The organism is Burkholderia sp. BCC1644 (genome assembly GCF_902833225.1).
GTDB lineage: Bacteria > Pseudomonadota > Gammaproteobacteria > Burkholderiales > Burkholderiaceae > Burkholderia.
This window is the reverse complement of record NZ_CADFEI010000022.1, coordinates 119,592-131,618: the sequence shown is the minus strand read 5'-3', so window position 1 is coordinate 131,618 and position 12,027 is coordinate 119,592. Positions and strand designations below refer to the sequence as shown.

Below are 12,027 nucleotides of genomic sequence, written 5' to 3'. Positions count from 1 at the left end.
ACGTGATAGACGTCGAGCACCTGCCGGATGTAGTCGTTCTTCAGCACGATCTTCTTGTGCGAAATCAGCAGCGCATCGCCTGCGCGGCGCAACGTGACGAACATCGTGCCGAAGAAGTGATCGGTCACGCGGTAACGGTGGTTCAGCGTGTGAAAGTTGTAGCGCACGTCCACTTCGTCATCGCGCTCGGCCAGCACCTCGACGTTCGTCACGTTGTGGCTGGTGCGCGGCTCGGGCGTCGACGCGCCGCTGCGCTCGGTCTTGATCCGGAACACGCGATCCTCGAGGCCGCCGCGGTCCGGGTAGTACATCAGCGAGATCTGGCTCTGGTGATCGTCGGTCGGCCGGTCGTCGTCGTCCCACGCGGGCATCCAGTAGGTGACGTCTTCCGCATAGCAGGTCAGCCACTCGTCCCACTGGCGATCGTCGAGCAGGCGCGCTTCGCGATACAGCGCCGTGCAAATGGTCCGGTAATCGAAGCTCATGCCGCCACCTCCCCGCGTTCCTTCTTCAGCGCATCGCGCATCACATGCACCCAGTGTTCGTGCTGGCACACGAACAGCCCTTCGTCCTCGCTGCGCTCGCCCGAGATGCGCGGGTTCAGCCCCATCTTCTTCGCGTTGTCGTCCGGCCCGTCGACCCACAGCGGCGCGCCGCGCGACAGGTCGTTCCACATCGCCGTGATGCCCGCATAACCGGCCTGGCACGCGCGGAACTCCTCGAGGTCGTCGGCGGTGCCCATGCCCGTCACGTTGAAGAAATCCTCGTACTGGCGGATGCGGACCGTGCGGTCGGCTTCGCTCTCGCCCTTCGGCGCGAAGCAGAAGATCGTGACTTCGGTCTTGTCGACGCCGAGCGGCCGCACCACGCGAATCTGCGTGCTGAACTGGTCCATCAGGAACACGTTCGGGTACACGCACAGGTTGCGCGTCTGGTTCACGATGAAATCGGCCTGCACGTCGCCGACGCGCGCGCGGATCTCGTCACGATGCTGATACACCGGCCGCACTTCCGGGTTCATCGTCTGCGTCCACAGCAGGATGTGGCCGTTGTCGAACCCGTACACGCCCGCGACCGACTTGCTCCAGCTGTTCGCGTCGACGGCCTTGGTGCCGTCTTCCTTGCGGCGGCCCATCGTCGCCGCGTAGTTCCAGTGCACGGTGCTGACGTGGTAGCCGTCGCAGCCGTTTTCCATCTGCATCTTCCAGTTGCCTTCGTAGATGTAGGACGAGTTGCCGCGCAGCACTTCGAGCCCGTTCGGCGCCTGGTCGACGATCTGGTCGATGATCACGCGCGCTTCGCCGAGATAGTCCTCGAGCGGCAGCACGTCAGCGCTGAGGCTGCCGAACAGGAAGCCGCGATAGTTCTCGAAGCGCGCGACCTTCTTCAGGTCGTGCGAGCCATGCGTGTTGAACTGCACCGGATACTCGGTGGTCTTCTCGTCCTTCACCTTCAGCAGCTTGCCGGTGTTCGAGAAGGTCCAGCCGTGGAACGGGCACGTGAAGCTGCCCTTGTTGCCGTGCTTGCGCCGGCACAGCATCGCGCCCTTGTGCGCGCAGGCATTGATGACCGCGTGCAGCTCGCCGGTCTTGTCGCGCGTGATCACGATCGGCTGGCGGCCGATCCACGTCGTGTAGTAGTCGTTGTTGGCCGGAATCTGGCTTTCGTGCGCCAGGTACACCCAGTTGCTCTCGAAGATGTGCTTCATCTCGAGCTCGTACAGCTCCTCGTTCGTGAAGATGTCGCGGCGGCAGCGGAATACGCCGGCCTCCTTGTCATCCTGCACGGCGGTGGCGAGCAGGTGATCCAGTTCGTTGGCTTGGTCGATCGTGGCGGACATGTTGGCTCCTCCCATGCGCGTGCCGCGTCCTGCAAGCACGCTCGCATCGGTTTCGGTTGAATCTCGCGGGAACCCGGCCGGCGGCGGCGCATGCGCGCCGCGCCGTCAGGCGGTTACGCCGTCGCGGCTGCGCGCGGGCGGTGGACGATCTGGTTGTCCTTGCCCTGCACCAGCGGCGTCAGCACGAAGTTGAACTCGATGTCCTGGTACGCATCGGCCTTCATGCCGAGCGCCGCGCCGCCGGTCTTCCCGACCACGGGCGGGATCAGCTCCTCGCGCGTCGCATACGCGAAGTCATCCCAGATCAGCGGATCGCCATCGATGTTGAACTGCGTCGTCAGCTTGCGGTGATCGTTGCTGTCGACGAAGAAGTGCACGTGCGCGGGGCGGTTGCCGTGGCGGCCGAGGCCGTTCAGCAGTTGCTGCGTCGCGCCCTGCGGCGGGCAGCCATAGCCGACCGGCATCAGCGTGCGGAATTCGTACTTGCCGTCGGCACCCGTCTTCACCGCGCCGCGCAGGTTGAAGTCGGTCTGCGCGCCGGTCGGGTCGAAGTGCGAATAGAAGCCCTTCGAGTTCGCGTGCCAGCATTCGACCAGTGCGCCCGCGACCGGCTTGCCGTCGAGGCCCGTGACCGTACCGTGGATCACGAGCGGGCCCGCGCCTTCGTCCGCGTCGAGGTCGATCTTCGACACGCCGTCGCGCACCGGCGCGCCGGCCACATACAGCGGCCCTTCGATCGTGCGCGGCGTGCCGCCGTCGAGGCCGACCGCCTTGTCCGCGGCATCCATCCGGATGTCGAGATATTTCTCGAGGCCGAGGCCCGCCGCGAGCAGCGCTGCTTCGCCATCCTGACCGAGCTTGTTCAGATAGTTGACGCCGGCCCACACTTCGTCGGGCGTGATGTCGAGATCGTCGATCGCCTTGAACAGGTCGCCGAGCAGGCGCAGCACGACCTGCTGCGTACGCGCGTTGCCGCCCTTCGTGCTGTCCGCGCCCGCGTTCGACGCGGCCTTCAGCAGATCCTGCACTTCCCGGGTTTCGAAAACTTTGACGCTCATGATGGTGTCTCCACGTGTATTTGGGGGGATGACGGCTGTGCCTGACTCGGGCTACCGCGCGACTCTCGTGAGTCCGTCGCGGGTGAAACGCCTGACTTTGTCTTCGTCGAGCTCGATGCCGAGACCGGGGCCGTCCGGCACGGTCAGTTCGAAGTCGCTGTAGTCCAGCGGCTGCGTCAGGATCTCTTCGGTGATCAGCAGCGGCCCGAACAGTTCGGTGCCCCACTGCAGGTTCGCGAAGCTCGCGAACAGGTGCGCGGATGCAACCGTGCTGAACGCGCCTTCGAGCATCGTGCCGCCGTACAGCTCGATGCCGGCGGCATCCGCGATCGCGGCCACGCGCTGCGCGGCGAACAGGCCGCCGCTCTGTTCGATCTTGATCGCGAACACGTCCGCGCCGTGATGCTTCGCGATCTCGAATGCGCTGTCGGGGCCCTGCAGGATTTCATCGGCCATCAGCGCGACCGGGAAGCGGCGCATCAGGCGCGCCAGCGCCGCGGCCGAGGCCACCGGCTGCTCGACCAGCTCGCAGCCGGCATCGGCCAGCGCCGGAATCGCGCGCGCGGCCTGCGTTTCGCTCCACGCCATGTTCACGTCGACGCGCACCGACGCGCGGTCGCCGACGGCCTTCTTGATTTCGGCCACGTGGCGGATATCCGTCTCCGGCGACTTCGCGCCGATCTTCAGCTTGAAGACGTTGTGGCGGCGCAGGTCGAGCATCCGCTCGGCTTCGGCGATGTCGGTAGCCGTATCGCCCGACGCGAGCGTCCACGCGACCGGCAGGCGATCGCGCCGGCGGCCGCCGAGCAATTCGCTGACCGGCACGCCGAGCCGCTTGCCGTGCGCGTCGAGCAGCGCGGTTTCGAGCGCGCTCTTCGCGAAGTGATTGACCTTCGCGAGCTTGCCGAGGAACGCCATCAGCGTCTGGATGCGCGTCGCGTCACGGCCGACGAGCGCCGGTGCGAGGTATGCGTCGATCGCCAGCTTCATCGCTTCGGGGCTTTCCGGGCCGTAGGCCATGCCGGCGATCGTCGTGCCTTCGCCGAGACCCGTCACGCCGTCGCTGCAGAACACCTTCACGAGCATCAGCGTCTGGCCGTGCATCGTGGCCACCGACAGCTTGTGCGGGCGGATCGTCGGCAGATCGACGAGGCGGGTTTCAATGCGTTCGATGGTGACGGAGGACATGGGGCACGCTGCTTGGGGGGTGTTCATGGAACGGATTTATACGCCCCGGCCAAAACCACCGTCCAATACTTTTGGGTGGGATTTTTGATACCTGGTAGGTATTGAAATCAGGCTCATCACGCGAAATACTGCGGTGCGCCATACCTGTTTTGGCTAGGTATGCGGGCGGAGAGGCTTGATGGGGCGCGGTCCTGCGGGTTCGGGGGATCGTTTGGGTGGGGGCGCACAGCGGCCGCTTGTGGCAGCGGGAAAACCGGCTGAAACCGACGGCCTGCCGAGTCGATCAGGGTTTTCCTGATGGGGGAAATGTTGGGGTTGGCTGTCCGGCGTTCAGGTTCGGCGTCGGTTTCCGCGAACGATCGGAAGGAATTGGGTGGGTGGATATCGACGTTCGGTGTCGATGTCCGTTGTTCGTCAGAAGCTGATGGGCGCTATCGGCCAGGAGCGGTCGTTGTGCGTCCACGTGCCCGGAAAATTCGAGCGGCCGCTTCGCTCTTGGCAGGAGACCGTTGGAGTTCCGTTCGCTGTCCCACCTGTGCTGCACCAGCGTGGCGCAACGTCCTTGCTTTGCATGCTTCAGAAGCGGTTGTTAGTTGATGTTAATGGCAGCAGGCCTCCATCGTCGCAGTGCTGTGTCTTAGAATCAGAGCTTGGCAGACTGATTTCTTCGAAGTCTCTCTGCTGTGGATCCTATCCGACTTCAAGAACACTCTGGTAATTTTGCGTAATTTGAAATGATAGATTCATTTTCGGGGAAAAAATGACCTTTGCTGACGCTGATAAGCAAATAAATCTTCACGATGCCATTGAGGAGGCCATAGGCTCTGCAACCAAAGGACTAGGTAGAGTCAACGTCGTGACAGTTGGAAAAACCGGTGTAGGAAAGAGTACGTTGATCAACACGATTTTTCGTGGCGAGTTCGCGAAGACCGGTTCTGGTAAGCCCGTCACACAGAAGATTGTCGAGATCACGAAGCCTGGCCACCCACTCACCATTATCGATACGAAAGGGTTGGAGGTGGCCGATTACGCGAGGACCAGAGACGAACTCGGCACCCTGATACAAGAGAGATCTTCGTCCGAGGACCAAAACAGGCATATTCATGTTGCATGGCTCTGTATTCAGGAAGGTAGCGACCGTGTAGAAGACGCAGAAGTCGAGTTATGCAACATGCTAGCTACTGCGGAAATTCCAGTGATCGTGGTGCTCACGAAATCGCGAAAAAACGAAAAGTTCCTCAACGAGGTGAGGAACCTCATGTCTCGCGCTTCGAGTATTGTGTCCGTCCGAGCTCTATCCGAGCGAATTGAAGAACTCGACGCCACGCTGCCGCCGACTGGGTTGGATGCTTTGATCGACGCAACGTCGCGACTGATACCGGAGGCACAGCGGCGCGCCTACGCGAACGCACTGTCGACGCGGAACCGGAGGGCTCTCGAGGTAAAAAAGTGCCAAGCTGAGAACGAAGTGAACGTTGCCGCAGGTCTGGCGGCGAGTGCGGCAGCAACACCCATTCCGTTCTCAGATGCAGTTGTGCTTGTTCCCATCCAGGTCACAATGATTGCCAAAGTTGGAGTGACGTTCGGAATGGAGTTCAGCGCGACAACGTTGACCACACTTGTCACCTCGGTGTTGGGGGCGTCCGCAGCGACTTTGATAGGGCGTACAGTCGTTTCTGGCCTCCTAAAGATGATTCCAGGAGCGGGTTCCGTTGTCGGCGGCGCAGTTGCTGCTACGACGGCAGGCGTACTTACCAAAACCCTGGGCAACGCCTACGTCGCTGTTTTGTTCGAATTTTGCTCGGCTCATCCTGGCGAAGATATCGACATTGCGATGATCACAAAGGCACTGAAGGAAAGAGTCAATATTTGAAGTAGCCATCGGGGTGAGCGATAAATCATAGCTCGTTCGCCCCGGTGGTTCATGACGCGCCGACCAGCGCGATTGCTCAGATGTCCGTTGTACCGTGAAAGCGGCCTTCGAGGCTGAGACTGCGCCTATGGCTGGAACGGGTCGGTAATGCCGCTCCGACGAAGCGTGAGCACAGGCATCTTGCCGCAGCTTTACGCGCTAAGCCTTCAGACTTAGCGCACGCCGCACCACCCCAGCAATAACCTGCCGTGTTCACCAAACGACGTGCGGCCCCCCCACAACGACTGTTCAGTTTCCGCACACAAAATCGCAGACGCCCCCCACCCCACACGCCCTCCGCCGGTGGGAAGAAACCCGGATAGCCCCGCTTCGCCGCGCCCGCCTACCCTCGCGCGCATGCCGATCGACACCCACGCAAGAACCCCGATCCGGCCGATCCGAATTCCTCAGGAGCGTACATGGATAGCAGCATCAAAACCGCACTGTTCGACACCGACATCTGGCGCGGCAAAACCTTCAACGGACGCTGGCACGCAAGCGCGCACGCGGCCGACGTGATCGAACCCGCGACCGGCAACACGCTCGGCCGCATCGGCGTCGCCGACGGCGCGGCCATCGCCGAAGCCGCCGCCGCCGCACATCGCGCACAGCCCGCATGGTTCGCGCTGCCCTACGACGAGCGCGCGGCGGTGCTGCGTCGCGCGGCAGCCGTCGCCGAAGTGCATTTCGACGCGATCGTCGACTGGCTCGTGCGCGAAAGCGGCTCGACGCGCGCGAAAGCGTCGTTCGAAACCGCGATTACGATCAAGGCCCTGCACGAAGCAGCCGGGCTGCCGGCGCGCGCGGCCGGCGAAGTGCTGCCGTCCGCGGCCGGCCGGCTGTCGCTCGCACGCCGCCGCCCGCGCGGCGTGGTCGGCGTGATCTCGCCGTTCAACTTCCCGCTGTATCTCGCGATACGCGCGGTCGCGCCGGCGCTCGCGCTCGGCAACGCAGTCGTGCTGAAACCCGATCCGCGCACCGCCGTGTGCGGCGGCGTCGCGATCGCGCGCGTGTTCGAGCTTGCCGGCTTGCCCGAAGGCGTGCTGCACGTGCTGCCCGGCGACGGCGCGGCCGGCGCGGCGCTGGTCGCCGATCCGCACGTCGCGATGATCCAGTTCACCGGCTCCACCGCGGCCGGGCGCAAGGTCGGCGCAGCGGCGGGCCACCATCTGAAAAAGGTGTCGCTCGAACTCGGCGGCAAGAATTCGCTGATCGTGCTCGACGATGCCGACCTCGAGCGCGCCGTTGCCAACACCGCATGGGGCGCGTATCTGCATCAAGGCCAGATCTGCATGGCGACCGGCCGCGTGCTCGTGCAACGCGCCATTCACGACCGCTTCGTCGCGAAGCTCGTCGAGAAGGCGCAAAGCCTGCGCGTCGGCGACCCGGCCACCGGCGACGTCGGCCTCGGCCCGCTGATCGACGCCGCACAACGCGACCATGCGGCGAGCGTGGTCGATGCGGCCCGACGCGCGGGCGCCCGCGTCGAGACGGGCGGCGGCCATCGCGGCCTGTTTTTCGAGCCGACCGTGCTGAGCGGCGTCGCGCCGGGCAATCCGGCGTTCGACGAGGAAATCTTCGGGCCGGTCGCTATCGTCGTGCCGTTCGATACCGACGAAGACGCGATCGCGCTCGCGAACCGGACCGAATACGGGCTGTCGATGGCGATCCTGTCCGCTGACGTCGGCCGCGCGCTGAGGATCGGCGAGCGCTTGAACACGGGGCTGCTGCACATCAACGACCAGACGGTCAACGACGAGGTGATCAACCCGTTCGGCGGCGTCGGCGCCTCGGGCAATGGCTCGAGCATCGGCGGCGCGGCAAACTGGGAGGAATTCACACAGTGGCAGTGGCTGACGATCAAGGGCGACGCGCCGCTGTATCCGATTTGACGAGGAGACCGACCATGTACACCGAAAACGATACACGCGCCGTCACCGCGGCCGTCGCGCGCGCCGCCGGCGCGCCCTTCTCGATCGAAACGGCACGAATCCGCGCGCCGCGCGGCGACGAGGTGCTGGTGCGCGTCGTCGCGACCGGCTTGTGCCATACCGACCTGATCGTGCGCGACCAGTACTACCCGGTACCGCTACCGGCCGTGCTCGGTCACGAAGGCGCCGGCGTGGTGGAGGCGGTCGGCCCGAATGTGAAGACGCTCGCCGCCGGCGACCACGTCGTGCTGACCTACGGCGCGTGCGGCCACTGCGCATCGTGCGCCGGCGGTCACGGCGCGTATTGCCGGCAGTTCTTCGCGCTGAACTTCGGCGGCGCCGACGTCGACGGGCAGACGGCCATCCGCGACGCGGCCGGACAACCACTGCACGATCATTTCTTCGCGCAGTCGTCGTTCGCGAGCTACGCGCTCGCACGCGAGAACAACGCAATCAAGGTGCCGAAGGAAGCGCCGCTCGAACTGCTCGGCCCGCTCGGCTGCGGGATCCAGACCGGCGCGGGCGCCGTCATCAATTCGCTCGCGGTGCGCACCGGCAGCAGCTTCGCGAGCTTCGGCGCCGGCGCGGTCGGCATGAGCGCCGTGATGGCCGCGCGCATCGCCGGCGCCACCACCATCATCGCCGTCGACATCGTGCCGTCGCGGCTCGCGCTGGCGCTGGAGCTGGGCGCAACGCACGCGATCAACAGCCGGGAAGTCGACGTCATCGACGCGATCCGCGAGATCACCGGCGGCGGCGTCGACTACGCGCTCGAGTCGACCGGGCTGCCGGCCGTGCTGTCGCAAGGGATCGACGCGCTCGGCTCGCGCGGCACGATGGGCGTGGTCGGCGCGCCGAAGCTCGGCACGAAGGCCGAATTCGACGTGAACAGCCTGCTGCTCGGCGGCCATACGATCCGCGGCATCGTCGAAGGCGACAGCGTGCCGCAGACGTTCATTCCGCAACTCGTGCAGTTGCACCTGCAAGGCCGGTTTCCGTTCGACCGGCTGGTGAAGTTCTATCCGCTCGAGCAGATCAACCAGGCCGCCGAGGACAGCAGCAAAGGCATCACGCTCAAGCCGATCCTGCGGTTGCCGCACTAGACGCAGGCACCGCCGGCCGCCCGCCGATACCAGGCGGCGCGACACGACGGGCACCCTTGCCGGGCACGAAAATACCCGGCTTCGAGCACCGGGCTATATTACGCATTCGCGCGACACGCCGGGCCGGCACGCCCGGCCCGACCATTCGACCTCACATGGAGCGCAGCGTGAACACGGCCCCTGAATCCCCTGCACGGCCGGTCGATCTCGACCGGCTTCGCGCCCGCTTCGCCGCGGGCGAGCCGCTGCCGGAAACGGCGTTGCCGGCCAGCGTCGCGCGCTCGTGGCTGCGCTCGCGCGACGCCGGGCTGCGGCCATGGCAAACCGCGCGCTATGAGATGCAGCGCGAGCGCGACGAATCGCGCGCGGACCGGCGGCTCACCCGCTGCGTCGCGCAGGAGATCGAGCCGCTGTGGGCCGCATTCGGCGGTACCGAATGGACGATCATGTGCGTCAATCCGCACGGCACGATCGTCCATGCGCGGCGCAGCCCGCAATGCGACGATGCGCTGCTGACGCCGATCGTCGCCGGACGCCGGATTGTCGAGCCGAACGTCGGCACAACCGCGCCGAGCTGCGTGATTCACGATGGCGCCGAGGCCATCGTCGCGGGCGCGCAGCATTATCTCCACGAGTTGTCCCGGGTGTTCTGTCTCGCGGTGCCGCTGGTGGGGTTCGACGGCGAAGTAATCGGCGCGCTCGACATCACCGGAGTCGGCAGGCGCAACGTCGTGCAGCTGCGCGAACAGTTTCATCATGCGGCGCTGTCCGCCGAGCAGCGTCTGTATGCGCTACTGCGCGACTGCCATCTGCTGCAGGTCCAGCATGACGCGCGCTGGCTCGGCACCCCGCTCGCCGGCGTCATTGCGCTCGACGAAGCGGGCCGCGTGCGCGCGGTGAGCCGGCTGGCGCGCCGGATGCTCGACCTCGCGGCCACCGGGCCGGTGGCCCCGTACGATCTCCGGCAACTGTTTCCCGGCGCAACGCCCGTGCAGCAGCGCCGTTTGCTGATACCGGCACGCACGCCGCAGCGGATCGCGCGCGACGATGGTAGCCATGTATGGGTGCGCACCCTGCGTGCGCCGCTCGACCGGGCGACGATGGCGCGCCATGCCGATGTGCTGGAAGACGCCGCCGACGTGTGCCATGCGACACCGACCGCCGGTGCCCAGGCGAGCCTGCACGAACAGTCGCTCGATGCGATCCGGCGCGCGCTCGACGAACACGACGGCAATGTGTCGGCGGCCGCGCGGCGGCTCGGCATTTCGCGCACGACGCTGTATGCGAAACTTCGTCAGCTCGATGCGGCAGGGATCAGGCACGACGGACCGCATTGACGATTCCGGATGAAACGGGCCGTGTGGCGATTGCACCTGGGCCTGTTCACGCTAATAAGCGGCTTGCGCTGGTCCCAAGCCACTGCCGGCCGCTCGTGAAGCCGCAACGCAATTTGCACGCTTAACCGTCACGACGCGCAGCCGCCCGCCCAACCGCCCAGCCGGCCTTCCACCCCGTATCCGTCGTCCGGCGCCGGCAGCCGCCCGAGCACCCGTTCGACCTGCAACGCGACCGCGATGAGTTCGCGATCGGTGCCGGCCGCGCCATCCAGCGCGAGGCCGACCGGCAGACCGGCCGCCGTCAGGCCGGCCGGCACGGTCATGCCCGGCACGCCGGCATTGCTGCCGGGCTCGGTGTTCCTGGTGTAGGTCTGGAACACCGAAACGGTCTCGCCGTTGTGGATCATCGTGTCGCCCGACGGGATCGGGCAGGCCGTCGCGATCGTGGCCGGAAAGGCCAGCGCATCGGCGCCACTGTCGGCGAGGCACTGCCGATACGCAGCGCGCGACCGCGTCCGCCGGTCGAGCGCGGTGCGGTAAGCCGTTTCGCCGATGCCGTCGGGGCCGGTGATATGCCGGGCGATCCGCGCGACGTCCGGGCTCCCCACGTTCGCGACGATGTCGTCGACCGACAGGTCGTAACCGTTCTCGACCAGATACGCGTGCATCGACGCACGGAATTCAACCATCGCGATGACGGCCGGCTCGTCGTCGAAAAAACCCGGATAGTCATTCAGGTCGATGTCGACGCATTCGAATCCCGCCTGCTCCAGCTTCACCACCGCGGCCTGCGCCACCGCTTCGACATCCGGCGCGAGGCCGCGCCAGAACGTCGTGCGCGGAATCGCGAGACGCACGGGACGCGCCCCGCTGCGCACGGGAGGCGATAGCGACGCCGCTTCGCCGGCCAGAATCGCGTCGAGCAGCGCGATGTCCTCGACGGACCGGGCCATCGGGCCGACGGTGTCGCGCGTGCGGGAAATCGGCGCGACGCCGCCCGACGGGTAGCGCCCCGCCGTCGGCCGGAGGCCGACCGCGCCGCACAGCGCCGCCGGGATCCGGACCGAGCCGCCGGTGTCCGTGCCGAGTGCGGCCGGTACCACACCGGCGCCGACCAGCGCGCCCGAGCCGCTGCTGCTGCCGCCCGGAATCCGGTCGAAATCGTACGGATTGCGCACCGCGCCCGTCACGCGGTTGTTGCCCGACACACCGAACGCAAGCTCGTGCAGGTTCGCCTTGCCCGCGATCAGCGCGCCCTGCGCCAGCAGCCGCGCGACGACCGGCGCGTGCTGCGGCGGCACGCGGTTGTGCAGCGCCAGCGTGCCGTTGGCCGTAGGCAGGCAGGCGGTGTCGATGTTGTCCTTGATCGCGATCGGCAGGCCGAGCAGCGCGCGCGGGGCGGTCGACCTCGCGAGGTCGCGGTCGCTGCGGGCGGCTTCGGCAAGCAGCCGTGCGTCGTCGACGCAGGTGAAACCGTTCAGGTAGCGCCAGCGCGCGTGCCGCTCGATCAACGCGTACGCGTATTCGACACAGGAAAACTCCCGGCGCAGGAGCGCCTGCCGGGCTTCGGTGAGCGTCAGGGAACCCAGGGTGGTCATGGTCGGCATGCCTCGTAACAGGGGGAATCGTTACAAGGTAGGGCGCGCCGATTTTGACGC

9 protein-coding genes are annotated in these 12,027 nt (G+C 66.0%); 4 read left to right on the top strand and 5 right to left on the bottom strand.

The annotated features are described in order from the left end of the window. The 4 genes from benB to HWX87_RS32605 all read right to left on the bottom strand — a co-directional run. Positions 1–485: benzoate 1,2-dioxygenase small subunit (gene benB / locus HWX87_RS32620; protein WP_043179561.1), on the bottom strand; the 485-nt coding region annotated here is incomplete at its 3' end. Then, on the bottom strand, positions 482–1,840 hold the full coding sequence (locus HWX87_RS32615; protein WP_176051059.1) for a Rieske 2Fe-2S domain-containing protein: 1,359 nt from the start codon (positions 1,838–1,840) through the stop codon (positions 482–484). The genes benB and HWX87_RS32615, both read right to left, overlap by 4 nt. 113 nt (positions 1,841–1,953) lie before the next feature. Continuing rightward, positions 1,954–2,898, bottom strand: coding sequence for a catechol 1,2-dioxygenase (gene catA / locus HWX87_RS32610; RefSeq protein WP_176051058.1), 945 nt, complete (start codon positions 2,896–2,898; stop codon positions 1,954–1,956). A 51-nt stretch (positions 2,899–2,949) separates the two neighbouring features. Continuing rightward, positions 2,950–4,086, bottom strand: a complete 1,137-nt coding sequence (locus tag HWX87_RS32605) for a muconate/chloromuconate family cycloisomerase (RefSeq protein WP_176051057.1) — start codon at positions 4,084–4,086, stop codon at positions 2,950–2,952. Between the two features lie 760 nt (positions 4,087–4,846). Between HWX87_RS32605 and HWX87_RS32600 the strand changes: the two genes are divergently transcribed. From HWX87_RS32600 to HWX87_RS32585, 4 genes are all read left to right on the top strand, one after another. Further along, positions 4,847–5,959 carry a GTPase gene (locus HWX87_RS32600; RefSeq protein WP_176051056.1) on the top strand — a complete coding sequence of 371 codons (1,113 nt, stop codon included), beginning with the start codon at positions 4,847–4,849 and terminating at the stop codon, positions 5,957–5,959. A 458-nt stretch (positions 5,960–6,417) separates the two neighbouring features. Further along, positions 6,418–7,890: a benzaldehyde dehydrogenase gene (locus tag HWX87_RS32595; RefSeq protein ID WP_176051055.1), complete on the top strand. Its 1,473-nt coding sequence runs from the start codon at positions 6,418–6,420 to the stop codon at positions 7,888–7,890. 14 nt (positions 7,891–7,904) lie between these two features. Continuing rightward, on the top strand, positions 7,905–9,032 hold the full coding sequence (locus HWX87_RS32590) for an NAD(P)-dependent alcohol dehydrogenase (protein WP_176051054.1): 1,128 nt from the start codon (positions 7,905–7,907) through the stop codon (positions 9,030–9,032). Positions 9,033–9,088: 56 nt separating this feature from the next. Further along, positions 9,089–10,369 carry a helix-turn-helix domain-containing protein gene (locus tag HWX87_RS32585; RefSeq protein ID WP_244137802.1) on the top strand — a complete coding sequence of 427 codons (1,281 nt, stop codon included), beginning with the start codon at positions 9,089–9,091 and terminating at the stop codon, positions 10,367–10,369. 128 nt (positions 10,370–10,497) lie between these two features. Here the strand turns inward: HWX87_RS32585 and iaaH are convergent, their stop codons facing one another. Then, on the bottom strand, positions 10,498–11,967 hold the full coding sequence (gene iaaH / locus HWX87_RS32580) for an indoleacetamide hydrolase (RefSeq protein WP_176051053.1): 1,470 nt from the start codon (positions 11,965–11,967) through the stop codon (positions 10,498–10,500). Positions 11,968–12,027: the final 60 nt, after the last annotated feature.

Coding starts and splice junctions, on each gene's coding strand:
- HWX87_RS32595 (WP_176051055.1), top strand. CDS start 6,418: ATGGATAGCAGCATCAAAACCGCACTGTTCGACACCGACATCTGGCGC.
- HWX87_RS32600 (WP_176051056.1), top strand. CDS start 4,847: ATGACCTTTGCTGACGCTGATAAGCAAATAAATCTTCACGATGCCATT.
- catA (WP_176051058.1), bottom strand. CDS start 2,898: ATGAGCGTCAAAGTTTTCGAAACCCGGGAAGTGCAGGATCTGCTGAAG.
- iaaH (WP_176051053.1), bottom strand. CDS start 11,967: ATGACCACCCTGGGTTCCCTGACGCTCACCGAAGCCCGGCAGGCGCTC.
- HWX87_RS32615 (WP_176051059.1), bottom strand. CDS start 1,840: ATGTCCGCCACGATCGACCAAGCCAACGAACTGGATCACCTGCTCGCC.
- HWX87_RS32590 (WP_176051054.1), top strand. CDS start 7,905: ATGTACACCGAAAACGATACACGCGCCGTCACCGCGGCCGTCGCGCGC.
- HWX87_RS32605 (WP_176051057.1), bottom strand. CDS start 4,086: ATGTCCTCCGTCACCATCGAACGCATTGAAACCCGCCTCGTCGATCTG.